Raw genomic sequence first — 24,832 nt, forward strand, 5'->3', positions numbered from 1 at the left:
TTATAGATTATTGTAAAAATCAATTGCCTCTCCATCCGCTACATCAACAATCGCCTTTTTAAAGGCATTTGTCTTACCGTGCTGCACGCCGGTCTTAGTGTAACGAGTTTTACGTTTTGGACCGTAATTCATTGTACGAACCTTTTCCACAGAAACCCCATAAGTAGTTTCAACAGCTTCTTTGATCTGAAGCTTATTGGCACTAGGGTCAACAATGAAACCATAACGATTGTACAACTCGCTGTCTGCGGTCATTTTTTCCGTAATTATTGGCTTTATCAACACACTCATGACTCTCTTATTTAGTTAAGTTCGATTCAATTCCTTCCAAAGCACCTTCCATCAAGACAATGCTACCAGCATTTAAAATTTTGTAAGTGCTTAATTCTGAGTTGATTACGACCTCTGAACGCTTTAAATTGCGTGACGACAAATATACGTTATTATTTGAATCGCCCAACACAAATAAAGATTTTTTATTTTCCAATCCCAGTGACTTCAAGACTTGCTTGAATTCTTTGGTTTTTGGAGCCTCAAAATTGAAATCTTCAACCACTACGATCGCTTGCTCTTTTGACTTCATACTCAAAGCCGATTTTCTAGCAAGACGCTTAAGGTTTTTGTTCAATTTCTGGGTGTAATCTTTAGGTCTTGGTCCAAAAATACGTCCACCTCCCTTGAAAACAGGAGATTTAATACTTCCCGCACGAGCGGTACCAGTACCTTTTTGTTTCTTTATCTTTCTAGTACTACCAGCTATCTCAGCTCTTTCCTTTGATTTGTGGGTACCTTGCCTCTGATGCGCTAAATACTGCTTTACATCCAAGTATACAGCATGGTTATTAGGCTCTATTCCGAAAACACTGTCAGAAAGTTCAACTTTCCTCCCTGTTTCTTTTCCTGTGATATCTAAAACTGCTACTTTCATTACTTCTGAATCGTTACGTAAGCGTTCTTATGACCAGGAACTGCACCTTTTATTACAATAAGGTTTTTCTCTGGAACTATTTTAACAACTCTAAGGTTTTCAACTGTCACCCTATCATTACCCATTCTACCTGCCATTTTCATTCCCTTGAATACTCTCGCTGGGTATGAAGCCGCACCAATAGAACCTGGAGCTCTTAGTCTGTTATGCTGACCGTGAGTTGCCTGACCAACACCTCCAAAGCCATGTCTTTTAACAACACCTTGGAATCCTTTTCCTTTAGATGTACCAATTACATCTACAAATTCTCCTTCTACAAAATGATCAACACCAATAGTGTCTCCCAATTTGTAATCTCCTCCAAAATCTCGGAACTCAACGACTTTCTTTTTAGGAGTAGAACCTGCTTTTTTGAAATGGCCCATTTCAGCCTTGTTAGCACGTTTTTCCGCCTTGTCATCGAAACCAAGCTGAAGGGAACTGTACCCGTCAACCTCTAAGGTTCTGACTTGGGTAACTACGCATGGTCCAGCTTCGATTACTGTACATGGAATGTTCTTTCCATTTTCGTCGAAAATGCTGGTCATGCCGATTTTTCTACCTATTAACCCAGACATATTTACTAATTATTAATTATTAACTTATTTGTGTTTTGCCAAAATATTCAGCAAAAAAACAGGGTCAAAAATAATTCAACCCTGAATTTATTTTTTTCCATTTTTCCTTTGCACGAAGCGCCGGACATGTAACCCACTTCTAACCGAAGGGGGATTGGATAAATTATACCTTTATCTCCACTTCAACACCACTTGGAAGCTCTAACTTCATCAAGGCGTCGATAGTTTTGGAAGAAGAACTATAGATATCCAAAAGTCTTTTGTAAGAACTTAACTGGAACTGCTCTCTAGACTTCTTATTTACGTGCGGAGAACGCAATACGGTAAATATCTTCTTGTGTGTTGGCAAAGGAATTGGCCCTGTAATAACAGCTCCTGTGGTCTTTACCGTCTTAACGATCTTCTCAGCAGACTTGTCCACCAAGTTATAGTCGTAAGATTTCAATTTTATCCTGATTTTCTGACTCATTTTACTATTATTTAAGCGGTTACCCCTTTAGCTTTTTTAATTACCTCTTCTGCAATATTCGATGGAGTCTCTGCGTAGTGAGAGAATTCCATGGTAGATGTAGCCCTACCAGAGGACAATGTCCTAAGTGAAGTTACATATCCGAACATTTCTGAAAGTGGAACCGTACCTTTAACAACCTTTGCTCCAGCCCTATCATCCATATTGGTAATAGTTCCTCTTCTACGGTTAAGGTCACCTACGATATCACCCATATTTTCTTCTGGGGTCAATACTTCCAATTTCATGATTGGCTCCATTAGTACGGCACGTGCAGCTTTTGCAGCAGCTTTATACCCCATTTTTGCAGCCAATTCAAAAGATAGTGAATCCGAATCCACAGGGTGGAAAGATCCATCTTTCAAGGTAACTTTCATGGCATCCATTTCGAAACCGGCCAATGGTCCGTTTCTCATGGCATCCTTAAATCCTTTTTCAACAGCAGGAACATATTCCCTTGGAACGTTTCCACCTTTGATTACGTTGATGAACTCAAGACCTGTCTTACCTTCTTCAGCAGGCTCCATAGTAAACACGATATCCGCAAATTTACCACGTCCACCAGACTGCTTCTTGTAGACCTCTCTATGATCTGCACTTGCAGTAAGAGCTTCTTTGTACTCAACCTGAGGCTGACCTTGATCTACCTCTACTTTGAATTCACGTCTTAGACGGTCTACAATAATATCCAAGTGAAGCTCACCCATACCAGAAATAATAGTCTGTCCAGATGCTTCATCTGTTTTTACTTGGAACGTTGGATCCTCTTCGGCCAATTTAGCCAAAGCCATACCCAATTTATCAACATCCGCTTTGGTTTTAGGCTCTACCGCAATACCGATAACCGGATCAGGGAAGTTCATACTTTCCAAAACAATTGGATGTTTCTCATCAGACATGGTATCACCAGTCTTAATGTCCTTAAATCCTACAGCCGCTCCAATATCTCCTGCTTCAATAAAATCGATGGCATTTTGTTTGTTGGAGTGCATTTGGTAGATACGGGAAATACGTTCTTTCTTACCAGACCTGTTGTTCAAGATATAAGAACCAGCGTCCAAACGACCTGAGTACACTCTAAAGAATGCCAAACGACCTACGAAAGGATCGGTAGCAATTTTAAAGGCCAAAGCAGCGAAAGGCTCCTTTACAGATGGCTTACGAGAAACTTCTTTCTCGGTATCCGGGTTCATACCTACGATATCATCCTTATCCAATGGAGAAGGCAAATACCTACATACAGCATCCAATAAGAACTGTACACCTTTATTTTTAAACGAGGAACCACAAATCATTGGTATGATACTCATGTCCATAACAGCAGCCCTTAGAGCAGCATGTACTTCTTCCTCAGTAATAGAATCCTCATCTTCGAAGAACTTCTCCATCAAGGTTTCGTCATATTCAGCTACCGCTTCAATCAAAGCAGCCCTGAATTCCCTAACCTCTTCCTTCATGTCTTCCGGAATAGCAACAACATCAAAGGTTGCTCCGAAATTCTCATCATGCCATACGATAGCCCTGTTCTTCACCAAATCCACAATACCTTTAAAGTCAGCCTCGTCTCCGATCGGCAAAACAATAGGCACAGCGTTGGATCCCAACATCTCCTTTACTTGTTTGTTAACATTCAAGAAGTTAGCCCCCTGACGGTCCATTTTATTAACGAAACCAATACGTGGAACTTTGTAATTATCGGCCAATCTCCAGTTCGTTTCAGACTGTGGCTCAACACCATCAACTGCACTGAACAAGAAGACCAAACCATCCAATACACGCAACGAACGGTTAACTTCAACCGTAAAATCCACGTGACCTGGAGTATCAATAATGTTAAAGTGATACGATTGGGCATCTTCTGTTGGCTGCGCATTCTCCATTGGGAAAATCCACTCACATGTAGTAGCAGCAGAGGTAATTGTAATACCACGCTCCTGCTCTTGCTCCATCCAGTCCATCGTGGCAGCGCCATCATGAACCTCACCTATTTTATGACTCACACCAGTATAAAACAAAATACGTTCGGTCGTAGTTGTCTTACCCGCATCAATATGAGCAGCAATACCTATATTTCTTGTTAATTTTAAATCTCTAGCCATTTCTCTATTAATTAAAATCTAAAGTGGGAGAATGCTTTGTTTGCCTCTGCCATTTTATGGGTATCTGTTCTTTTCTTCACTGCAGCACCCTCTTCCTTAGCAGCAGCTAAAATCTCGCCGGCTAATTTTTGGGACATTGCTTTTTCATTACGCTTACGAGCATAAAGAATCAACCACTTCATTGCGGTAGAAATCTTACGGTCCGGTCTAATTTGCATAGGGATCTGGAAAGTTGCCCCTCCTACCCTTCTACTTCTAACCTCTACGTGAGGCATTACGTTGGACAACGCGTCTTTCCATAATTCCAATGCAGATTTTTCTTCGTCTGTCTTCTTTTCCTCTACGATATCAATGGCATCGTAAAATACTTTAAAGGCGATAGACTTTTTACCATCCCACATCATCATGTTCACGAACCTAGTCACTAACTGGTCGTTAAACCTTGGATCCGGCAATAACGGTCTCTTTTTGGCCTGTTTTTTTCTCATGTCTTCTCTTTAAAAAGATTTAATTACTTCTTAGGTCGTTTAGCTCCGTACTTAGATCTACGTTGGGTTCTTCCAGCAACACCTGCTGTATCCAAAGCACCTCTAACGATGTGGTATCTAACACCTGGCAAATCCTTTACTCTTCCGCCTCTTACTAATACTATCGAGTGCTCTTGAAGATTGTGTCCTTCTCCAGGGATGTAAGCGTTCACCTCTTTACCATTGGTCAACCTAACCCTTGCAACTTTACGCATTGCCGAGTTTGGTTTCTTTGGTGTTGTAGTGTAAACACGAGTACAAACCCCTCTTCTCTGTGGACACGAATCCAAAGCAGCCGATTTACTCTTCTTAGTAATTGTGGCCCTTCCTTTTCGTACTAATTGTGAAATTGTTGGCATACTATATTTTATATGTATAAAACTTACCCTCTTTTAAGGGCTGGCAAATGTAGTAATTATTACCAATAATTCAAATTCTAATGCATTAATTTCCAATGTTTTTTAAAAAAAGATGAAATAGCATTCTTTCAACGACCAAAAAGACAGATAAACATACCTTATTATAGACCCCCTGAAACTCCTGGTGACAATCACATCAAAATACCCAACACCCCAAAGACAATTCACACGCACCCTTTAACAACACAGAAAGAAGGCGTTAACCTTGTCAATTCAGCAAAAAAAATAGTCGATTATAGATTTAAAACTATAAACCGTCCTAAAAAATTCCTAAATAATTATTAAAATTAGTTTGGTTTATTAACATGAAATTATGATTTTAGCGGTCAGCTAATTCAAATAATTTAAAAATGAGAACAAAACTAAATGGAATCTTAACGCTACTATTAGCGTTTGTTGTGCATTTGACTTTTGCACAGGAAAAAACGATTTCAGGTACGGTGACCGATCAAGACGGCCTGCCACTACCTGGGGTCAACATTGTTGTATTAGGAACCACTAACGGGACCCAAACAGATTTTGATGGGAACTACTCCATTCAAGGAGCTGCGGGCCAAACCCTTTTGTTTACCTATATAGGTCAAAAGGAAGTTAGAATGACCATTGGTGCCAGCAACACCATTAACGTTCAAATGACCGAAGATGCCCAAGCCTTGGAAGAGGTAGTTGTTACCGCACAAGGTATCAAAAGGGAGAAGCAGGCATTGGGATATGCCGTTGCCTCGGTTGGGGCAGAAGATCTTGAGCAGAAAACTGAAGGTGATGTAGGACGTGTTCTTAGAGGTAAAGCCTCTGGGGTAAACATTACAGCTCAAAGTGGTATCTCTGGATCAGGAACAAGCATCGTTATTCGAGGCTTTCAGTCTTTTTCACAAAACAACCAACCATTATTCATTGTAGATGGTGTGCCTTTTAGTAGTGACACCAACGCTGGTGGATCTTTCGTAGATGGTAACAACGGTTCTAGCCGTTTCTTGGATTTGGATCCAAACAGTATTGCCAGCGTAAGTGTTTTGAAAGGTTTATCTGCAGCAACCCTGTATGGGGAGCAAGGTAAGAACGGTGTGATCTTGATCACCACCAAAAATGGTTCTACCGGAGCTACAAAATCCAAGTCAGAAATTACCGTAACTACTTCCTATTTCTTCAACGAAATTGCTTCCATGCCTGATTATCAGGACGACTATGGTAACGGTTTTGACCAAAGATTTGGATGGTTCTTCAGTAACTGGGGACCAAGCTTTAGAAAAGATGGTGTTACCGGATTTGGAAACCCAGCGAACTTTCCTGGTATTTACGACCTGGATACAAATGATGGTACAATTAGACATCCATATGCAACTGCAAGTAGCGCAACTGGAATTCCTCAGGCATTCCCAGAACTGGCCAATGCAAGATACAAATGGCAGCCTTACAACAGCGTACAGGACTTTTTTAGAGTTGGTGGTGTTTCCAACGTTTCTGTAAATGCAACAGGCGCTTCTGATGATGGAAAATTATCATACAACGCCAGTTTTGGTCATTTGGACGATGAAGGATTTACCCCAGGGAACAACCTTACCAGAAACAACATCGGTATTGGTGGTAGAGCTCAGTTGAGCAATAAGTTCACCATAACCGGTACTATGAACTACTCAAGAACAGATTTCAAGAGTCCACCGGTAGCTGCAAGTACAGGTAACGGATCATTTGGTTCCGGATCTTCTGTTTTTGGAAACTTGTTCTTTACACCTCGTTCCGTAGATTTAATTGGTCTTCCTTTTGAAAACCCTATTACTGGAGCTAGTACTTACTACCGTCAGAACAACAGTATACAGCATCCACTTTGGACTGTTGCAAATGCTCGTAACGAACAGGTTACAAACAGAGCATTTGGTAACTTGACTACAGTGTACGATATCAACGACAACCTAAATCTAACCTATAGATTTGGTTATGATGTTTACAACGAACGTAATATCAATTACCAAAACAAAGGTGGTGTTGATGGTAGTGCTGCAACCTTAAGTGGAATCTACCAAACTTGGGACAACAACAATACCATCTGGGATCACTCTATCATTTTAAGTGGTAGTTATGACCTAACAGAAAAATTGGATGTTAACGTAACCGCGGGTGGTACTACAAGAAGCACCAACTATGACAGACAAGGTGTTGCCAGTAGTGGTCAGAATGTTTTTGGAGTGTTGAGACATTTCAACTTTGACCTTCAGGATGAAATCCAATTTACTACTTACCAAAACATTGCTGGTCTTTATGCCCAGGCCGATTTTGGTTATGACAGAATGTTCTATGCTACGTTTAACGCAAGAAATGACTGGGTTTCTAACCAGTCCAAAGAAAACAGATCATTGTTGTACAAAGGAGGAAGTTTCTCTTTTATTCCAACACAGGCGATCGAAGGACTTTCTAGCCAAGGTGGATTGAACTACTTAAAAATTAGAGGTGGTTACGGAGAATCTGCAGGTTTCGCTCAAGGATTCCCAACTTCCGTAGATTTAAATATTGATACGCAAGCCTTCTTGAATGGAGACGGACAAACAGTGGTTACCAACTCGGTTTCCAACACTGTGGCAAACCCAGATATTTTGCCAGAACGTTATACTGAATATGAAGTAGGTCTAGAATCAAGATTGTTCAACAGTAGATTGACTCTTGACGTATCTGCCTATAAGCGTATTACAAAAGACTTGATCGTGAACAGACCATTGGATCCTAGTACAGGAGGTACTTCTACTCAAACAAACGTTGGTGAGATTGAAGGAGAAGGTTTGGAAATTGATCTAGGTTTGGACATTTTTAGAAGTGAAAAAGATGGCTTCAACTGGAGCGTTAACTCTAACTTTAACACAAACAGAGCTGAAGTAACAGATTTGGGTGCAGATACGGATTTAATTGTTTATTCTGGTTTTTCAAACTTAGGTAATGCCGCTATTGTAGGAGAACAATTAGGTGTAATTGTAGGTAGTAGAATTGCTAGAAACGCCGACGGAGAATTCTTGGTAAGTGGATCTGGTAACTATATTGAGGAAGAGGTTGATGAAAATGGATTGTTGCCTGTAATTGGTAATCCTACTCCAGACTGGACGTTGAACGTTACCAACAACATGTCTTTCAAAAACTTTAACTTCAGTTTCCTATTGAACCACGTTCAAGGTGGTGATATCTACACAAGTACTGTAGCTACCTTATTGGGTAGAGGTTTGACCACTGATACTGCCGACAGGGAGAATGTTTATGTTGTACCTGGAATTGCTCCAGATGGCAACCCTAACTCTGTTCAGATCAACAACTCGGATTACTACTTCAGTAACGTATTGTTCGGACCATCTGAATTACAGGTTTACGACGCTACTACTTTGAGGTTACAAGAAATATCCCTTGGATATGCTGTGCCTAAAAAACATTTGGACAATACTCCATTTGGATCGGTAAGCTTTACTGTAACAGGATTCAACCTGTGGTACAAGGCCTTCAACATGCCTGACGGAACCAACTTTGACCCTAACGTTGCGGGTGTTGGTGTAGGTAATGGAATTGGATTCGATTTCTTAAACGGACCTAGTTCCAAGAGATATGGATTTAGTGTAAAGGCTACCTTTTAATTATAACAAAACAAAGTATCGAAATTATGAAACAATTATTTAAAATATTTTGTATCGCAACGGTTCTTGGAGCTTCTTTACTTCAATCTTGCGAAACAACAGAACTGGACCTTAGGAAGAATCCTAATGCCCTTTCAGCAGACCAAGGAAACCCCGACTTTTTATTGAATGGCATTCAATTATCGTTTGCCTCTTTTGTAGAAAGTTTAAGTAGAAATGGTGCAGAAATGACCCGAATTGATTATATGTTCGGTAGAGACTATAGAAACGTTTATTCACCTGCTTCACTTGACGGAGAATGGACACTTGCTTACACACAGATTAGAACGGACATCAATGCCCTTACGCCTTTGGCAGAAGAAGCAGAATTGAACTATCATTTGGGAATGGCCCAATTTATGGAGGCTTACACCATTACAGAGTTGGTAGATTATTTTGGTGATGTTCCTTATTCAGAGGCGAATTTAGGATCTGAGAATTTCAATCCAAAATTAGACTCAGGTGAAGAGGTATATGCAGCCGCTATTGTTCTATTAAACAAAGCAATTGCCAATTTCCAAGATGGAGGTGCTGCTGATCCACAAAACGATTTCTTTTATGATGGAGACGCTAGCAAGTGGATCAAAGCTTGTAACACCCTTAAATTGAAATTGTACATGACCAGTAGATTGGCAGATAGCGGTGCTATTGCTAGTTTCAATGCAATCATTGCATCTAACAACTACATTTCCTCAACTGCAGATGATTTCCAGTTCCAGTGGGGAGTTAATGAAGTACAACCAGATACTAGACATCCTAGATATACTGCTAGTTATACTGCTCAAGGTGGAACGGATTACATGTCCAATCACCAGATGAACTACATGATTCAGAATGATGATCCAAGGATCCGTTACTACTATTACAGACAAAACGAAGAGACCCCAGGTGCAGAAGCTCCTCCGGCTTTGGAAGTTTTGCAGTGTTCTTTACAATCTGCACCATCCCACTATACAGGCTTCCCGTTCTGCTGGTTGCCAAACGGTTACTGGGGTAGGGATCACGGAAGTGATGAGGGTACTCCTCCAGATGGATTCCTTAGAACTTTAACTGGTGTTTATCCTTCTGGTGGTGCTTTTGACGACAGTACATTTGAAGGTAGAGGCCAAGGTGAAGGTGCAGGAGGAAATGGAATTACTCCTATATTGTTAGCCTCTTGGGTAGATTTTTGGAGAGCAGAAGCTGCCATGGTCAACAACAACCCAGTAGGTGCTAGAACTTTCCTTCTTGCTGGTCTAGCCAAATCTGTTGCTAAGGTTCAATCATTTGGTTCCTTGGATGCAGATGCTGATCTTTCAACTGCTCCTACTGCTGCCGATGTTGCTGCTCACAGTGCTTCTATTGCTGCTGCATTTGATGCCGACAGTACTGGTGGATGGAATGTTTTGGGACAAGAGTTCTTTACCGCTTTGTACGGTAACGGAGTTGATGCTTACAACTTCTACAGAAGAACTGGTTTTCCAAATAACCTACAACCAAGTTTAGAACCACAGCCAGGTGCTTTCATCAGGTCTGTATTCTATTCGGCAAACTTTGTGAACAACAACTCAAATGTGACACAAAAAGCAGATCAGACCCAACAAGTTTTTTGGGATACCAATCCTGCTTCACCAGCATTTCCATTATCTAACTAAATAAAAGAAAATGAAAAAAATATTATTAAAAATATCGACTGTTGCTCTAGCTTTAATAACCTTAGGTTGTTCAAGTGATGATAACGTAATTGATATAGTTGGCGCAAATCTAAGTACGGACCTCCCTTTTCTTAGAATAACAAGCCAAACCGGGAGGAGTTTAAACTTGTTCGATACTGATTCAAAATACACTGTAAATTTTGAATATCAAGAAGTTGAGAACACAAGCGCCATGGAAAAATTTGAGCGCGTTGATTTTAGTATCAACTTCATTGACAACTTTGAAGATGGGGTTGACAACTCCAAAGCAGCGGTTGCCATTGGTAGTATGGATAAAAGTGATTTTTCAGCATTAAGTCAATTTGGTATGCCAATTGGTTCTTTTGACTACACTTTTGGTGAAGCCTTAACTGCACTAGGACTGTCTGTTGCACAAGTAAATGGTGGTGACCAGTTCCAGTTGAACTGGGAGTTGTTTTTAACCGATGGTAGTTCCATTAACAGTTCTGATGTTAGTGGTAACATTAGCGCGGTAGGAGGTTACTATTCTGCACCTTACCAATCTAGAGCTTCCATGGTATGTTTGTTCGATGCACCAGATTTCTTCGTGGGAGACTATCAGGTTGAGCAATTGACTGGATCAGATCCTTTCTTTGGTTCCGAAACTTTCGGTACTCAAGTGGTGACTTTAACTGCTTCAGGACCTACACAAAGAAAATTCAATTTCCTTTATTACCCTGGGATTTTTGATTCTGATTATAGCTTCACAATGAATTTTGTTTGTGACAGAATCAGTATGGTAGGCGCCATTAACACTGGAGGTTTAGGTTGTGGTGGCGGAAACATTGGCCAAACTACCGGCGAAACACCAACCTTTTTCGATCAAAACCTTGTTGATGACGATGAAATCATCTTGAACATCTCGGATTTCGATGGTGATGGTGGATGCGACACAGGATCATACCAGATCACTGTAAGGCTTACAAAAATTTAAAATTAGCTAAACATAATTCGGAAAGGCCACTCCCATGAAAATGGACAGTGGCCTTTCCATTTTTAATTTCATATTTACACTAATTGGAATGGTTTCCAGCGAAAAATGCTCTTTAATAGTGATACCGGAATATTGCAGTAAATCCATCCGGTACTGATGTGTGCCAATTTAAAGCTCCTAGTCTTTTCAGGAACTCCTACCCTTACATAAATGATTCTCCTATGGCTCCTTCTTTGAACTTAGACTAAAAAAACCTATTTTTAGGGCCCCATACGGGTGATTATTTTCTCTATTTCCAAATGGTAAAGTTTTAACAACCTTAGATGTAACAAATAATCACAAATGGCAACTAATGCACGGCCAATACTTTTTGTTGGTCCAACGCTTAAATAATAATTAATTAAAGAAATGAAAAAAACAATTGTACTACCCTTGGCTATGCTCTTTTTTTACGCAGGTTCATTTGCCCAAGGAGCAACCAGCACTAAATTGGACAACTTTACAGGAAATGGATATGCCGGTGCTGCGTTCTCAGAAATGCGTAAAAAATTGAACACTCCGTCAGACTTGGAAACAGTTGGATCTGTTTACATTGATGAACGCTTTGTTCCTTGCAAAGTTTATTACAACGATGAAGTGATTGGTAATTTTTATTACAGACACAATGCTTTTAACGATGAAGTTGAAATAAAGGACTCCCAGTTTGGGGAAGAACCAGAGAGTTCCCTTGCAACAATCAAAGAATTAAGACTCGTAGATGAATTGGATAACAAAGAATTGGCTCTAAAGGCCTATAAAAATAAAAAGGACATTGTTAGAAATGGATATCTGTACCAATTGAATGAAGGCGAAAAATACGACCTATTTTTTAAGAACAGCGTGAAGTTTACCGAAGGTACCAAACCTGTAAATTCCATGGTCCGGGCCACACCCAATAAATTTTCACATTTCACTGAATATTATTTTATGAAAGACGGAGACAATCTGGCTTACCATATTGGCCATAGGAAAAGTGAATTTTTGAGGGAATTTGACAAGGAGAAACGAGATTCCCTTGCCGCCTATATCAAGGAAGAAAAAATAAACCTTAAGAAAGAGGAAGACTTGATGAAGGTTTTCAATTATCTCAATTCTATCTAAGAATTTCGGTACATATTACAGAACTACATTCAAAAAACCTTCAGGCCCACCTGAAGGTTTTTTTTGTCACAAATCAAGGTACGATTCACTAATTTAACATCATACTTCTATGACACTGATCTGATATTTAGTAATTTAACAGGATAAAATCAAATTATGAATACCCGGTCTCTCCATGCACATATATTAAAGTCTGGTTCTATCCTTTTATTGGTCTTTATGGTCAATCTACCCATACTGGCCCAAAACACCATTAACTACAACAACGCTACCAGACCATCCAGTGACGCCGCCATGGAAGCAGCTGCCAATATGATGACCCGTAGAAATCCTTCCAATGATTTCCTGTTCAACAATGTCCGTAATTCAGAGGTAGCCGTCGATTGGAAAAACGCAATTGGTTCTCCATATATGAACGATCGTTTTTCTTTGGGATCGCTTTATTCCAATGGTGAACAAATAGCACAGTTTTACTATCGCTACAACGCTTACAATGACGAAATAGAGTTAAAAGAAAGCCTGTCGGAGACGCAAATCTCCTCCCTGGTCAAGGATGTGCAATTTTCCTTAAAGGATGGCTCCAACACCTATACCTACCATACTATGGTGTCCAAAAAGAATGAACATTCCAAGGGATACCTCAACCTACTCGTGGAAGGAGACCGATATAGCCTTTTGCGCAAAGATCTTGTCAAATTTAAAAAAGGAGCACCCGCACCAAACTCTATGGTAAAACCCACACCTGACAAATTTACCAACTTCACCGAATATTATTATGTGGACAAAAATACCCCCGGTTCATATGCCCTTTTTCTGGACAGGAATCTAAAGAGCTTTATGGCTTCCTTAAAAAAATCAGAAAAGGAGCGCCTTAAATCCATCATTAAAGTCCAAAAGCTCAACACAAAAAAAGAAGTAGATCTCGTCTCCCTTTTTAAGTTGCTCAATCAACAGTATTAATCCATTATTTAATTTTGCCTGCAAATTTTAAAATGGTTTTTTATCCTACCTTTGCCCCATGAAAAATGAGGACTACCAAATATTTGGAATACGCGCAATTATAGAAGCTATAAACGCAGATAAAACATTGGATAAGGTATTTATCCAAAAAGGCCTGAAAGGCGATCTAATCAAGGAAATGGAAACCTTGGTGCGTAAAAACGGCATAGGGTTTTCCTATGTTCCCATTGAAAAGTTAAATCGACTCACCAAAGGAAACCACCAAGGGGTCGTTGCAACCATCTCCCCTATCTCATTCCATGAAATGGAAGACCTTGTTGAAAAGGTGTTGGCCAAGGAACAAAAAACACCCCTGTTTCTTTTATTGGACCAATTGTCCGATGTGCGCAATTTTGGGGCCATTATCAGGACTGCTGAATGTACCGGAGTAGATGGTATTATCATACAAAAGAAAGGTGCTGCCCCGGTGACCGCTGATACCATAAAGACTTCTGCAGGGGCCGCCTTCAAAGTGCCCATTGCCAAGGTGGACCACTTAAAGGACGCCGTTTTTTACCTACAATCCTCTGGGGTGAGGGTCATATCCGCTACGGAAAAGACCGAAAATACCATCTATGATGTTTCCTTTGATGGTCCGTGTGCCATTGTGATGGGTGCCGAAGATGTCGGGATATCCCCCTCTATACTCAAGGCTTCGGACGATACTGCAAAATTACCGTTATTGGGTGAAATAGGATCCCTGAACGTTTCTGTGGCATGTGGCGTATTCCTATACGAAGTCGTAAGACAACGCATAAAATAAGATCAATCCCCGCCCTCCTCGGGCGGGTTTTTTTTGTAGTGATAGGTAATCTTTACCGAGGTCGCCCCTGTTTGTTTCTGTTCTTCTTCCTCAACCTTTTCAATAAAATTACCATCGGCATCAAAGTGCCTGAGGAACGGATCGTCCTCTTCGTTAAAATCTTCCCGCTCCCATTCATATTTCTTTAGGGGCGGTGTCCTGACCTTCATCAGAATGGCCAAAAGTAATCCAGCTATAAAACCGCCCAAATGCCCTTCCCAAGAAATACCATCCTCAATAGGGAATATGTACCACAACAATCCACCATAGATAAACACAACCACCAGGGATAAGGCCACAAGCCGATAATGTTTCGTGAAAATCCCTTTAAAAAAAATAAAGCTTGCCAGTACATAGATCAACCCACTGATTCCAATGTGGTATGAGGGCCTCCCTATTGCCCAGGTAACCAACCCCGATATAAGAATTCCCCAAAGCAACACCTTCAAATAAATATCCTTGTAGAAATAGACCAGTGCCCCCAAAAGAATCGCAATGGGAATGGTATTGTTGTACAAATGCTCTACCGAACCATGAATAAAAGGACTGAGCACAACACCTTTCAACCCACTCAGGGTCCTTGGAAAGACCCCTAAATGGCTCCAATTCACCTGTAATCTCAATTCCAACAAAAAAACCATCCATATGGTCAAGACGGCCACGAAAGGCACTACCAATACCGCATTTGAAAATTTGAAATATCTATCGTCGGACATGCCTATAATTTAAAGCTATAACATCAATTAAACGACCAAAAATGTAAAACCTGATAAATTGTCATCAAGATAATTGTTATACTTTTGAAGCCATGAACGAACCATTAGCAGAGCGTGTACGCCCCAAAACCTTGGAAGATTATGTCAGCCAACATCATTTGGTCGGTGAAAAAGGAACCCTAACGCAACACATAAAGAAAGGCATACTGCCTTCCCTAATTTTATGGGGACCTCCCGGTACAGGCAAAACTACCTTGGCCAATATTATAGCCACCACCAGTGGACGTCCTTTTTATACGCTCAGTGCCATTAGTAGCGGTGTAAAGGACATTAGGGAGGTCATAGACAAGGCCAAACAAAGCGGGGGTTTGTTTACTACCAAAAACCCTATCCTGTTTATTGATGAGATACATCGATTCAGCAAATCACAACAAGACTCTCTTCTGGGAGCGGTAGAAAAAGGGTGGGTAACCCTGATTGGTGCCACCACCGAAAATCCTAGTTTTGAGGTTATTCCCGCCTTGCTCTCGAGATGCCAGGTGTATATCTTAAATCCTTTTGGGAAGGAGGATCTAGAAGCATTATTGCACAGGGCGATGCAACAGGACGATTATTTGAAGAACAAAAATATTACACTCAAAGAAACTGAGGCCCTTCTGAAATTATCCGGTGGCGATGGGAGAAAATTATTGAATATTTTTGAATTGGTGATTTCCTCTGAAAGTGGGGACCAGATAACGATTACCAATGATATGGTATTGGGCAAGGTTCAAAAGAATACGGTCCTATACGACAAGACCGGAGAACAGCACTATGATATTATCTCGGCTTTTATTAAATCGATAAGGGGGAGTGATCCCAATGGAGCCGTCTATTGGCTTGCAAGGATGATAGAAGGTGGAGAGGATGTGAAATTTATCGCAAGAAGGATGTTGATCGCTGCTTCCGAGGATATCGGGAATGCCAACCCCACTGCATTGGTCATGGCCAATACGACCTTCCAGGCCGTGACTACCATTGGTTATCCGGAAGCACGGATTTTATTGAGCCAATGTGCCATTTATCTAGCAACGTCTCCCAAGAGCAATGCCAGTTATATGGCCATCAACAGGGCCCAGAAACTAGTCCAGGAAACTGGAGACCTTTCCGTGCCCATTGGGTTAAGAAATGCCCCGACCAAATTGATGAAAGACTTGGGATACGGGCAGGAATACAAATACGCCCATGATTACCAAAATAATTTTGTGGAGGAAGAATTTCTTCCGGATAGCATCAAGGGAACTTCATTCTATACACCTGGCAACAACCAGCGGGAAAATGCGCTGAAGGAATTCCTAAAGAACAGATGGAAAAGCAAATATGATTTCTAGAATCTGATCTGCAGTTCTTCCACCATCACCTTACCGTTGGAAGTATATTCAAAGTACCATTTTCCGTCCTTTCGGTAGACCAGGCCATCTTGATCCCCAGCTTCTGCAATGAAAACATCGGCCATACTGCTCTTGAGCATTTTGAGTACTATCTTTGGGGTTTTGTCCACCAACTGATATCCGTTGGTCAGTTCCTGGGCATATAATACCAATTTGGAAAGAAAACCAACCTTGTTGCCTTCCAAAGAGGGAGCCTCCTCCGCTTGGGCCGATGTTTCGTTCACGCCTGCATTTGCAGGTTGGTAATCCGCGACGGCCCCTGCCCCTTGTTCCAAATCCTTATTTTCCGACATGTTGGTGCCCTTCTCGTTCAACTGCTTTACATCATTATTAAAACTGACCTTGACGGTACCTTTTTGATCATCGCTGGGAGCATAGGCATAATTTGTTCCCTGCAATGAAATAAAGGCATCTCTTATAGCCTCATCATATGCTGTAATATAGTCCTTCTCTTTACTTATGCCCTCACGGGTCTGCATAACCACTTTGGAATTACAATCGCTTAAAATAAGGGAAAGCTTGGTGGTGAACATTCCGGATTCGTCTTTTAAACCAACCAATAAACCTAAACAACGATTCCTGTTCAGGTCGTCTGGAAGGGCGTCCTCATATACGGGGTTAAAACCGTTTTCTGTAAAAAGATATTTGATCAGGGTACTGGTCTTGTACTGATTTTCATTCCTAAAGCCATCAAACTTTTTAGGGACAATGATATACTTGTATTGGTTGAGATCTGTCTGTGCGTTTCCGAGGAACAGTGCAAAAAGAAATAAGGTAAAAACTGAGATTTTCATATATGGGTTGCCATCATTTTCTGCCCCAAGATATAATATTTAATCCAAATTGGAAAGAGGCATAATGGCTGGCATAGACATTCCTATATCCCAACAAATTATCCGCCATGGCATAAAGCTCTACTGGGCCTGCCTGCATACTCATACCAAGTCCAATATTGGAAAAAGAGAATTTATCAACCGTATAGGTGGTTTTGAGCGCTAGAAAATTTCCAAATTTATGCATATAGAAAGCAGTTATGGCTGCTTGGGGGCCCCTAGGCCTATTGATTACGAACAATTGTCCCCCAACACTATTGGTATATTCCGGCAGCCCACCCTTTAACCCGCTGCCATCTATGGTACACTCGCAATCCTCCTGCGAAGCCAGAGCTTCTCCAAAATTATACCGCACCGAAGCATTCAGTTTGGTGGGCCTAAAATTGATATAGCTATCCCTATTGTCTTCGAAGGGGACGAGTCCTTCTATCTCATCGACCAGATCTTGCCAAAAATCCCTGTTGGGATCGGCTAGGGCCTCCGGTAGGATAATGGAGATGCCCTCATTGGTAGCACTGCCTTTAAGCGTATAATTTTTTACATCCTTGGTGTGCCTTATAAAGCCAACATCGAGCAAACTTGCAGTAACCAGGGTTTTGCTATTCAACCTGTAGGTAAACCCTACATCAAATCCCAACCCTAAATCACCTCCAAACAGGGCCCTTTTTATAAAAGTTTGGGAAACATCTTGGTCCCCCTGCGCCAAAGCATCGATACCCGAAGTTCTAACCTCGAGATCAGCCACCAGAGTATTGGCCAAAAGATTGTTCTGTCCTGGATTGGTTACGAAATAACCTGAATTATTGGTAGAACTGACATCAAAGATACCTGAATACAATTTCCCCCTAACCCCAACCCTAAGGGTATTGTTCAATTTACGGTTGAGGCCAAAATGGAAAACGTTGACCACTTCTCCCCTTGCCTTCAGATGTTCCAAACTAAACCTTCGCCCTATATAATTGGCATTGCCCTCAAATCCCAATATGGCCAGATCTTGAGGCCAATAGGAAACCATATCTTCCTCCAAATACATCCCAAAGGAATAAAAATCATTGGGTCTATTTTTCCTTCTAAATCCTACATTCAAGATTTCCACCTGTGCACTTTCACTGATCTCATCCCTAAAATCCATTCCAAAAACGGCCCTGTCCCTTATTTTGGTTGTGATGTCCAATCCATCATTGGCAAAAATATCATTTACAGCTATCCCGTTGGTTCCTGCATAGGCAGAAAGCCCTGAAAGCAAAGGTACCCCGCTATACCATTGATAGGTAGCCCTTGCACCTGGATTGAGTATTAAGGCTTGGGGCACTTCCGTAAAATCGTAAAGCAGCTGCTTGTTTTGGGCCAGCACCGAAGAAGACCACAAAAGAATAAAACCTACCATTAGATTTTTTAATCTCATGAAAGATCAACCTTAAAAGCTCCACTGGAGCGCAGAATTAATCTGGGATTCTCTTCACTGGATGTACTGGTATCATCCCCAAGATTTTGGGCGCTCACCCTAATGGCAGAAGTATTTTTGATGATGTCAATGCTACGACCCCCTGGCCCATAGGCAATTTCCACCCTTTTGACAAAAACAGGAGGGGCAGGTTCTACCGCTATTTGTTCTGCATCCAATACATTTCCATTTTCATCCAGCAATTCAATAAGAATGTCTATGCGCTTACTGGTAGAGTTCTCCAATTCGTAGGTAAGAACACCGCTAAGTACGCCTTCGGAAAAAAAGTCTTCCGTAAAAGCGTCAAAATTAAATTCTTCCGAATAGAAGTCGCCCGGCACAACGGTATTGATAAGTTGTTCCGTAGCTTCCATATAGAGGATACTGGAAGTAATGGTCGGAGTGATATTCAGGTCGTCCAATTGGTTGAAATCCTGTTCTTGCATACATGAACAGCAAAAGATCATCATCAGAAAAAGGGATGCGAAGTGTTTCATTGCAACAATGATTTAAAAAATCATTAGTTACCACATATCGTGGCAGTTATCTAATGATACTACATCTACAACTCTATAAATAGGATTTTATTTCATTGAGATCATGAATCATATCACAATAATTGTGTTTCTCATCATTATGCACATTAAAATGCAGGGCATGAAGTCCCATGGCCCTGGCCCCCATGATATCGGCTTCCAGGCTATCTCCTATCATAATTGATTTCTCTGGGGTTACCCTTGCTTTCTGTAGCGCCAGTTGATAAATTATGGGGTTAGGCTTTTTTACCCCAGCCATTTCTGAATCTATTATCTGATCAAAATAGCTGTGTATGTTGGAATTTTTTAGTTTCTTTTCCTGAATTTCCTGAAAACCATTGGTTATGATATGCAACTTATAGTTGGGTTTCAAATAATCCAAGACTTCCACAGTATTGGGGAACAAATGTGTAAAGGACGACAAATGTTCTATGTATTGCTCAGAAAGAACATGGATGGTTTCATCTGATACTGTAAAGCCAAGGGAGTCAAAGGTCCTTTTCAGCCTTTGGTACCGTAAATCTTCCTTGATTATCTTCCCATCCCTGTATAGTTTCCAGAATTCCAAATTGAGGGGAATATAGACCTTCAAAAAATCATTTAAATCTACTCCTACCCTATTGGCCTGTAATATCCTATCAAAGGTAAGTGCTGAGTTCCTTTCAAAATCCCATAATGTATGGTCCAGATCAAAAAAAACGTCGGTGACAATATTTCTAAACATAAAAATTCTTTAAAACTGTGCTGTACAAATCAATCCAATCTATTTTGCCCTCACCTCCCAAAAGCTCATTGGAAAACACACTGATAAATTCGCCATGGACTTCTTTGGTTTCTTTATAAAGAAACGAAATCTTCTCCAAAATTTCATCCTTGTCCCTGTATTTTGTCAAGGCGTAATCATGAACTGCAAAGGGATGCACCTTAATGGGCTGTTGTACCTCCAAAGGAATATCATAAAAGAAAAAAGGTGTACAGGTTCCGGCGCGGAATCCTATTTCATGGGTGTATCCCATGGTGTAGTCATCGGTGAACTCCGTTTCAACAAGGTTCCTATAGGTTGTTGGGATATCCACCCTATTGTATCGCATCCTGGAAGCGTTGATCGGTCTATTGATCACCTGTGACAATTGTTTTTTTTCCTCTTTTAGGAGCGCATTGTTATCAAAAGAACTGTAAGAGGCACCCAAAGATACCACACTATAATCGGCAACAGATTTGATTAGGTGTCTAAATCTATTGTTGTTGGGAGATACATTTTTGTCATAGGTAGAATATTCCGCAAATTGAAAAAAGAACATACTACCCACACCATAATTTTTATGGAGTTCTATAAGGCTGGAGAAGTTGTTGTAGGGATCCAGCCCAGGGTTGAGCCAAACCAAAAATCGTTCTACAACGCGCTTGAACTTTAGGGAACCCACATCTAGGAACAGACCTGCAAGGCTTCTTACAAAACCTCTATGCGCATAACAGTGGGAGGTAGTTACATCGATGATGGAGGTATAGGCAAACTTCCTGTTTTTTACTTCCATGGCAGGGAAACGTTCCTGCAATTCCCTAAGCAATTGAAATGCCCATAGATCTACAACGGGCCGTTCCAGAAACTGGTGCTGATAGGCGAGACTCTCGGTCGGTGGAAATCTACCATGTACGTCCTTGACATGGGGCAGATATTCCTCATACCTGGAAACCAAATAAAAACTGGCTGCAAAAATATCAAATGGAATATTGCTCCTATCACCCGTGGCAAAAAAACAGGGAATGCCATTCCAGTCACCCATTTTAATTTGTAGGTCGTTGATGCCCTGTTCAAAAAGCAGATCATTGCTCCGAACAAAAAATTCATTTTGCAAGGGCTGCTTGGTATATGTTATTTTTGGCCCGGTGTGTTTAATAAAGTCTTCTACTTTTGTAGTAAAAACAACCTCAATTCCCAGTATTCGGGTAAAAATGTGCTTCATGATATAGGTGAAGCGGGAGGTAATCTTATGGGTATATATCAACAACATAGGTTCCTAAATATTCCAAGAGTAAGGCAATTCCTTTTCGCAAAGGATTCATTACAACATGACATTATCCGCAAAGCTAAAATAATCTTGTTGGGTAATGATCACATGATCCAAAACTTTTATGTCCAAAGCCTCAGCGGCCACTTGTAGCTTACGGGTCACCTGCTTGTCCGCCTCACTTGGTATCAAGGTGCCCGAAGGATGGTTGTGCGCCAATATAAGCCCTACAGCACCAAGTTCCAATGCGCGTTTCAATACTAGGCGCACATCGACCAAAGTTCCCGTGATACCCCCTTTGCTCAAAAGAGCCGAGTGCACAACCTTGTTCGCATTGTTCAGGTAAACGATCCAAAATTCCTCATGGGGAAGCTCTCCCATAAAAGGTTGCAGAAGCTCAAATACACAATTACTGCTTGTTATTTTGGTAATCTTCTGAGCCGTCTCTCCCCTTCTTCGCCTTCCCATTTCCAGGGCAGCGGCAATGGTGACGGCCTTGGCCTCTCCAATTCCCTTAAACTGCATCAATTGTTTGATGGTCAGCTTTCCCAACTCGTTAAGGTTGTTGTTTACCGATGCCAATATCCTTTTTGCAAGCTCCACGGCACTTTCATTTCTACTGCCAGAGCCTATCAAAATAGCAATCAACTCCGCATCCGTCAGTATGGACCTACCTTTATGGACCAATTTTTCCCTAGGCTTGTCATCATTGGACCAATGTTTGATAGAGAAAGGAATCGATTTTTCTTGCATCTGTTAAAGATAACAAACAAAAGAATTTAAATTATGTTTCTAGAAAAAAATCGATTTTTCTTAACGCTCAGCCTATTGTTCATTTGGCCAAAAGACCCTTCACCTCATCAAAATTAAGTCCCCCGTAATTTCCGGAACTCATGAGCAATAGTACGGAATCATCAAAATTTTGTTCGAACAGGAATTCTTTGAACGAAAGGGCATCCGTATATATTTTTAGGTCACTTCTTTCGAAAGCACCTGCAATTTGGTCCTTGGTCACCTCTTCCAATTGTTTAATCCTTACCGATTCCGGAGAATAGAAGACCACGGCTTCATCCGCGTGCTCCAGAGCTCCTTTGTATTCCTTTAAGAATTCGGCATTCAAACTGCTATAGGTGTGCAGTTCCAGGCAGGCCAAAAGCTTTCTTCCCTGATACTGCTCCTTGACAGCCCTTGTTGTTGCAGCCACCTTGCTTGGAGAGTGTGCAAAATCTTTATAGGCTATGCTATTTTTGCCCTCCCCTATCTTTTCCAATCGTTTGGAAGCCCCTTTAAATGTAGCAATGGCCTCATAGAAGTCGGCCTCATCCACCCCCATATTTTGGCAGATCCATTTGGCCCCTGCCAAATTGCTTAGATTGTGCTTTCCAAATACCTCAATCGGCATAGGGCCTTCCTCAGTCTCCAGAAGGGTCTGCCCATCTTCCACGGAATAGGCCGGTGTTTCGTAAGCCAATTTCCGAATGGGATTCTCTGAAGCCTCCACTACCTTCTTTACTTCGGCATCCTCAGTATTATAGGTAATGCTTCCTCCTTTCACTATACTATCCACAAAAATCCGGAACTGTTCCACATAGTTCTCATAGGTAGGAAATACATTGATATGATCCCATGCAATCCCGCTCAACAGGGCAATATTGGGTTTGTACAGATGAAATTTGGGTCTCCTGTCTATCGGCGATGACAAATATTCATCACCTTCCAGAACAATAAAGTCATTTTCCTCCGTTAAATGCACCATTCGATCAAAACCCTCCAATTGGGCGCCCACCATATAATCAACAGGTCTATCATGGTAATCCAGGACATGGAGGATCATGGAGGTAATGGTAGTTTTTCCATGACTGCCGCCTATGACCACCCTAGTCTTGTTTTTAGATTGCTCGTAAAGGAACTCTGGATAGGAATATATCTTCAATCCCAATTCCTGGGCCCTGAGCAATTCGGGATTGTTGGGTTTGGCATGCATTCCCAAAATAACGGCATCAAGACCGGTGTGGATATTTTCGGGAAACCAACCAAAAGATGTGGGCAAGAGGCCTTTAGTCTCCAATCGGCCCTTGGATGGTTCAAATATTACATCGTCACTCCCTGTAATCGTATAGCCCTTATGGTGTAGGGCCAATGCCAAATTGTGCATGGCACTTCCGCCAATAGCTATAAAATGAATGTGCATCAAATCAATTTTAAAAAGGTAAAGATAATGATTGCGACAGCCTAATAAAATTTTATATGGGCTGATTTTAGACTAGCACCATGCCCTCTTTTTGGCCTTCCCAAGTATTGAATATTGTTTATATTCGTAGAAATGACAATAACATATGCATATTAAGTTAAAAGATGTAACCCCAAAGGAAATTATGCCTGGGTACAACGGCAAATTAATACATACCGAAAACATGAGCTTGGCCTTTTGGGAGGTAGAAAAAGGGGCAGAAGTCCCACAACATTCCCATATGAACGAACAGGTAATGCATGTACTGGAGGGAAGTTTTGAATTTACCCTGGATGGTGACACCAAAGTTTATGAGCCGGGGGATTTGGTGGTCATTGCACCCCACATGACCCATAGTGGCAAAGCCCTTACCAATTGCAAACTAATGGATGTCTTTAGTCCGACCAGAGAAGAATATAAATAACCATGGAAATATCATTACGCGGTAAGAAGGCCTTGGTTGGCGGCAGTAGCCAGGGAATTGGCAAAGCAATTGGGCAGCAATTGGCAGCGAGTGGCGCCAGTGTTACCCTCATGGCCCGGAGTGGCAACAAAATGAAGGATATTATATCCGAATTGCCAACAGACCAAGGGCAAAAGCACCAATTTCTGGAAGTGGACTTTACCAACTTTAACTCCTATCAAGAAATTATTGGAGGTTATTTCAGGGATAATTCAGTGGATATCCTAGTGAACAACACCCAGGGCCCTGCCTCCGGTGGTGCCATGGATAAGCATGTGGAGGACTATCAGACGGCCTTTGACCTACTGTTCAAAACCGTGGTTTTCACCACTGAGCTAGCCTTAAAGGGCATGATAGCGCAAAAATATGGGAGGATCATCAACATCGCATCCGTATCCGTCAAAGAGCCTTTGTCCTATTTGACCTTGAGCAATTCCATAAGAGCAGCAGTGACCACTTGGGCCAAAACCCTGGCGGCTGATGTTGGCCACTACGGTATAACCGTGAACAGCACCTTGACGGGATATTTTGATACCGAAAGACTAAAGGGCCTCAATGGGGCCAAAGCCAAATCTTTTGGCATCCCTATCGAAGAAGTGAACCAGCAAATGCTTGCCAATGTTCCCGTGTGTAGGTTTGGGGATCCCAAGGAGTATGGCTATTTGGTAGCATTTCTGGCCTCAGAACAAGCATCCTTCATTACAGGAACCAATATCCCCATTGATGGCGGGATGTTAAAATCCCTGTAAAAGGAAACCTCCCAAAATTGAAGCAAACAACAAGTCCCAAAATGCCATTGGGACTTATTGTTTTTTAAACATTCGTTTTTTGGTATTCTTTTTGCTTTTGAGGTAAGTGGA

General features: G+C 41.3%; 24 protein-coding genes. 9 read left to right on the plus strand and 15 right to left on the minus strand.

Features of this window, described 5'->3' with window-relative positions; all coding sequences use genetic code 11:
• From rplW to rpsL, 7 genes are all read right to left on the minus strand, one after another.
• Complete coding sequence (gene rplW / locus WAA86_RS09565) at positions 1 to 291, minus strand: 50S ribosomal protein L23 (protein WP_337300777.1); 291 nt, start codon at positions 289 to 291, stop codon at positions 1 to 3.
• A gap of 7 nt (positions 292 to 298) precedes the next feature.
• Positions 299 to 928 (minus strand): 50S ribosomal protein L4, encoded by a 630-nt coding sequence (rplD, locus tag WAA86_RS09570; protein ID WP_337300778.1) that lies wholly within the window; start codon positions 926 to 928, stop codon positions 299 to 301.
• Entirely contained in the window at positions 928 to 1,545 is a 618-nt protein-coding gene (gene rplC, locus WAA86_RS09575; protein WP_337300779.1) for a 50S ribosomal protein L3, read from the minus strand. Before rplC ends, rplD begins: the two co-directional genes overlap by 1 nt.
• A 163-nt stretch (positions 1,546 to 1,708) precedes the next feature.
• Positions 1,709 to 2,014 carry a 30S ribosomal protein S10 gene (rpsJ, locus tag WAA86_RS09580; RefSeq protein WP_062055772.1) on the minus strand — a complete coding sequence of 102 codons (306 nt, stop codon included), beginning with the start codon at positions 2,012 to 2,014 and terminating at the stop codon, positions 1,709 to 1,711.
• An 11-nt stretch (positions 2,015 to 2,025) separates the two neighbouring features.
• Positions 2,026 to 4,152: an elongation factor G gene (fusA, locus tag WAA86_RS09585; protein WP_337300780.1), complete on the minus strand. Its 2,127-nt coding sequence runs from the start codon at positions 4,150 to 4,152 to the stop codon at positions 2,026 to 2,028.
• Between the two features lie 11 nt (positions 4,153 to 4,163).
• Positions 4,164 to 4,640, minus strand: a complete 477-nt coding sequence (gene rpsG / locus WAA86_RS09590) for a 30S ribosomal protein S7 (RefSeq protein WP_337300781.1) — start codon at positions 4,638 to 4,640, stop codon at positions 4,164 to 4,166.
• Between the two features lie 23 nt (positions 4,641 to 4,663).
• Positions 4,664 to 5,038 carry a 30S ribosomal protein S12 gene (gene rpsL, locus WAA86_RS09595; RefSeq protein WP_013305196.1) on the minus strand — a complete coding sequence of 125 codons (375 nt, stop codon included), beginning with the start codon at positions 5,036 to 5,038 and terminating at the stop codon, positions 4,664 to 4,666.
• A 410-nt stretch (positions 5,039 to 5,448) separates the two neighbouring features.
• Between rpsL and WAA86_RS09600 the strand changes: the two genes are divergently transcribed.
• The 6 genes from WAA86_RS09600 to rlmB all read left to right on the plus strand — a co-directional run bounded on the left by WAA86_RS09600 (position 5,449) and on the right by rlmB (position 14,272).
• Positions 5,449 to 8,703 carry a SusC/RagA family TonB-linked outer membrane protein gene (locus WAA86_RS09600; RefSeq protein ID WP_337300782.1) on the plus strand — a complete coding sequence of 1,085 codons (3,255 nt, stop codon included), beginning with the start codon at positions 5,449 to 5,451 and terminating at the stop codon, positions 8,701 to 8,703.
• A gap of 26 nt (positions 8,704 to 8,729) precedes the next feature.
• Positions 8,730 to 10,376 (plus strand): SusD/RagB family nutrient-binding outer membrane lipoprotein, encoded by a 1,647-nt coding sequence (locus WAA86_RS09605; RefSeq protein ID WP_337300783.1) that lies wholly within the window; start codon positions 8,730 to 8,732, stop codon positions 10,374 to 10,376.
• A 10-nt stretch (positions 10,377 to 10,386) separates the two neighbouring features.
• Positions 10,387 to 11,370, plus strand: a complete 984-nt coding sequence (locus tag WAA86_RS09610) for a hypothetical protein (RefSeq protein WP_337300784.1) — start codon at positions 10,387 to 10,389, stop codon at positions 11,368 to 11,370.
• A gap of 408 nt (positions 11,371 to 11,778) precedes the next feature.
• A complete protein-coding gene (locus WAA86_RS09615; protein ID WP_337300785.1) occupies positions 11,779 to 12,510 on the plus strand; it encodes a hypothetical protein in 732 nt (243 codons plus the stop codon).
• A gap of 156 nt (positions 12,511 to 12,666) precedes the next feature.
• Positions 12,667 to 13,470, plus strand: a complete 804-nt coding sequence (locus tag WAA86_RS09620; protein ID WP_337300786.1) for a hypothetical protein — start codon at positions 12,667 to 12,669, stop codon at positions 13,468 to 13,470.
• Between the two features lie 58 nt (positions 13,471 to 13,528).
• Positions 13,529 to 14,272, plus strand: a complete 744-nt coding sequence (rlmB, locus tag WAA86_RS09625; protein ID WP_337300787.1) for a 23S rRNA (guanosine(2251)-2'-O)-methyltransferase RlmB — start codon at positions 13,529 to 13,531, stop codon at positions 14,270 to 14,272.
• Between the two features lie 2 nt (positions 14,273 to 14,274).
• On the opposite strand, the gene WAA86_RS09630 is transcribed toward rlmB, so the two are convergent.
• The gene (locus WAA86_RS09630; protein WP_337300788.1) at positions 14,275 to 15,027 is read right to left on the minus strand and encodes a rhomboid family intramembrane serine protease; all 753 of its coding nucleotides are present in this window, start codon (positions 15,025 to 15,027) and stop codon (positions 14,275 to 14,277) included.
• A 92-nt stretch (positions 15,028 to 15,119) separates the two neighbouring features.
• On the opposite strand from WAA86_RS09630, the gene WAA86_RS09635 reads away from it, so the two are divergent.
• On the plus strand, positions 15,120 to 16,397 hold the full coding sequence (locus WAA86_RS09635; protein WP_337300789.1) for a replication-associated recombination protein A: 1,278 nt from the start codon (positions 15,120 to 15,122) through the stop codon (positions 16,395 to 16,397).
• On the opposite strand, the gene WAA86_RS09640 is transcribed toward WAA86_RS09635, so the two are convergent.
• The 7 genes from WAA86_RS09640 to WAA86_RS09670 form a co-directional block, all read right to left on the minus strand.
• Positions 16,394 to 17,251, minus strand: a complete 858-nt coding sequence (locus WAA86_RS09640; protein WP_337300790.1) for a hypothetical protein — start codon at positions 17,249 to 17,251, stop codon at positions 16,394 to 16,396. The genes WAA86_RS09635 and WAA86_RS09640 overlap by 4 nt on opposite strands.
• Positions 17,252 to 17,264: 13 nt before the next feature.
• The gene (locus WAA86_RS09645; RefSeq protein WP_337300791.1) at positions 17,265 to 18,695 is read right to left on the minus strand and encodes a DUF5723 family protein; all 1,431 of its coding nucleotides are present in this window, start codon (positions 18,693 to 18,695) and stop codon (positions 17,265 to 17,267) included.
• A complete protein-coding gene (locus WAA86_RS09650) occupies positions 18,692 to 19,231 on the minus strand; it encodes a hypothetical protein (RefSeq protein WP_337300792.1) in 540 nt (179 codons plus the stop codon). The genes WAA86_RS09645 and WAA86_RS09650 overlap by 4 nt, the downstream gene beginning before the upstream one ends.
• Before the next feature lie 73 nt (positions 19,232 to 19,304).
• Positions 19,305 to 19,994 (minus strand): YjjG family noncanonical pyrimidine nucleotidase, encoded by a 690-nt coding sequence (locus WAA86_RS09655; RefSeq protein WP_337300793.1) that lies wholly within the window; start codon positions 19,992 to 19,994, stop codon positions 19,305 to 19,307.
• The gene (locus WAA86_RS09660; RefSeq protein ID WP_337300794.1) at positions 19,987 to 21,282 is read right to left on the minus strand and encodes a polysaccharide deacetylase family protein; all 1,296 of its coding nucleotides are present in this window, start codon (positions 21,280 to 21,282) and stop codon (positions 19,987 to 19,989) included. The genes WAA86_RS09655 and WAA86_RS09660 overlap by 8 nt, the downstream gene beginning before the upstream one ends.
• A gap of 51 nt (positions 21,283 to 21,333) precedes the next feature.
• On the minus strand, positions 21,334 to 22,032 hold the full coding sequence (gene radC, locus WAA86_RS09665) for a RadC family protein (protein WP_337300795.1): 699 nt from the start codon (positions 22,030 to 22,032) through the stop codon (positions 21,334 to 21,336).
• A gap of 79 nt (positions 22,033 to 22,111) precedes the next feature.
• Positions 22,112 to 23,470, minus strand: a complete 1,359-nt coding sequence (locus WAA86_RS09670) for a UDP-N-acetylmuramate--L-alanine ligase (RefSeq protein ID WP_337300796.1) — start codon at positions 23,468 to 23,470, stop codon at positions 22,112 to 22,114.
• A 145-nt stretch (positions 23,471 to 23,615) separates the two neighbouring features.
• Between WAA86_RS09670 and WAA86_RS09675 the strand changes: the two genes are divergently transcribed.
• Together WAA86_RS09675 and WAA86_RS09680 are read left to right on the plus strand one after the other, a co-directional pair.
• Positions 23,616 to 23,933, plus strand: a complete 318-nt coding sequence (locus tag WAA86_RS09675) for a cupin domain-containing protein (RefSeq protein WP_337300797.1) — start codon at positions 23,616 to 23,618, stop codon at positions 23,931 to 23,933.
• 2 nt (positions 23,934 to 23,935) lie between these two features.
• Entirely contained in the window at positions 23,936 to 24,721 is a 786-nt protein-coding gene (locus tag WAA86_RS09680; RefSeq protein WP_337300798.1) for an SDR family oxidoreductase, read from the plus strand.
• The last annotated feature ends 111 nt before the right edge of the window (positions 24,722 to 24,832 follow it).

The sequence above is a fragment of the Sediminicola sp. 1XM1-17 genome (assembly GCF_037203765.1).
Taxonomy (GTDB): domain Bacteria; phylum Bacteroidota; class Bacteroidia; order Flavobacteriales; family Flavobacteriaceae; genus Sediminicola.

Coding starts and splice junctions, on each gene's coding strand:
- WAA86_RS09645 (WP_337300791.1), bottom strand. CDS start 18,695: ATGAGATTAAAAAATCTAATGGTAGGTTTTATTCTTTTGTGGTCTTCT.
- WAA86_RS09670 (WP_337300796.1), bottom strand. CDS start 23,470: ATGCACATTCATTTTATAGCTATTGGCGGAAGTGCCATGCACAATTTG.
- rplD (WP_337300778.1), bottom strand. CDS start 928: ATGAAAGTAGCAGTTTTAGATATCACAGGAAAAGAAACAGGGAGGAAA.
- fusA (WP_337300780.1), bottom strand. CDS start 4,152: ATGGCTAGAGATTTAAAATTAACAAGAAATATAGGTATTGCTGCTCAT.
- WAA86_RS09610 (WP_337300784.1), top strand. CDS start 10,387: ATGAAAAAAATATTATTAAAAATATCGACTGTTGCTCTAGCTTTAATA.
- WAA86_RS09640 (WP_337300790.1), bottom strand. CDS start 17,251: ATGAAAATCTCAGTTTTTACCTTATTTCTTTTTGCACTGTTCCTCGGA.
- WAA86_RS09635 (WP_337300789.1), top strand. CDS start 15,120: ATGAACGAACCATTAGCAGAGCGTGTACGCCCCAAAACCTTGGAAGAT.
- WAA86_RS09600 (WP_337300782.1), top strand. CDS start 5,449: ATGAGAACAAAACTAAATGGAATCTTAACGCTACTATTAGCGTTTGTT.
- WAA86_RS09655 (WP_337300793.1), bottom strand. CDS start 19,994: ATGTTTAGAAATATTGTCACCGACGTTTTTTTTGATCTGGACCATACA.
- WAA86_RS09675 (WP_337300797.1), top strand. CDS start 23,616: ATGCATATTAAGTTAAAAGATGTAACCCCAAAGGAAATTATGCCTGGG.
- WAA86_RS09615 (WP_337300785.1), top strand. CDS start 11,779: ATGAAAAAAACAATTGTACTACCCTTGGCTATGCTCTTTTTTTACGCA.
- rpsL (WP_013305196.1), bottom strand. CDS start 5,038: ATGCCAACAATTTCACAATTAGTACGAAAAGGAAGGGCCACAATTACT.
- rpsJ (WP_062055772.1), bottom strand. CDS start 2,014: ATGAGTCAGAAAATCAGGATAAAATTGAAATCTTACGACTATAACTTG.
- WAA86_RS09650 (WP_337300792.1), bottom strand. CDS start 19,231: ATGAAACACTTCGCATCCCTTTTTCTGATGATGATCTTTTGCTGTTCA.
- rlmB (WP_337300787.1), top strand. CDS start 13,529: ATGAAAAATGAGGACTACCAAATATTTGGAATACGCGCAATTATAGAA.
- WAA86_RS09605 (WP_337300783.1), top strand. CDS start 8,730: ATGAAACAATTATTTAAAATATTTTGTATCGCAACGGTTCTTGGAGCT.
- rplW (WP_337300777.1), bottom strand. CDS start 291: ATGAGTGTGTTGATAAAGCCAATAATTACGGAAAAAATGACCGCAGAC.
- radC (WP_337300795.1), bottom strand. CDS start 22,032: ATGCAAGAAAAATCGATTCCTTTCTCTATCAAACATTGGTCCAATGAT.
- WAA86_RS09620 (WP_337300786.1), top strand. CDS start 12,667: ATGAATACCCGGTCTCTCCATGCACATATATTAAAGTCTGGTTCTATC.
- rplC (WP_337300779.1), bottom strand. CDS start 1,545: ATGTCTGGGTTAATAGGTAGAAAAATCGGCATGACCAGCATTTTCGAC.
- WAA86_RS09680 (WP_337300798.1), top strand. CDS start 23,936: ATGGAAATATCATTACGCGGTAAGAAGGCCTTGGTTGGCGGCAGTAGC.
- WAA86_RS09660 (WP_337300794.1), bottom strand. CDS start 21,282: ATGTTGTTGATATATACCCATAAGATTACCTCCCGCTTCACCTATATC.
- WAA86_RS09630 (WP_337300788.1), bottom strand. CDS start 15,027: ATGTCCGACGATAGATATTTCAAATTTTCAAATGCGGTATTGGTAGTG.
- rpsG (WP_337300781.1), bottom strand. CDS start 4,640: ATGAGAAAAAAACAGGCCAAAAAGAGACCGTTATTGCCGGATCCAAGG.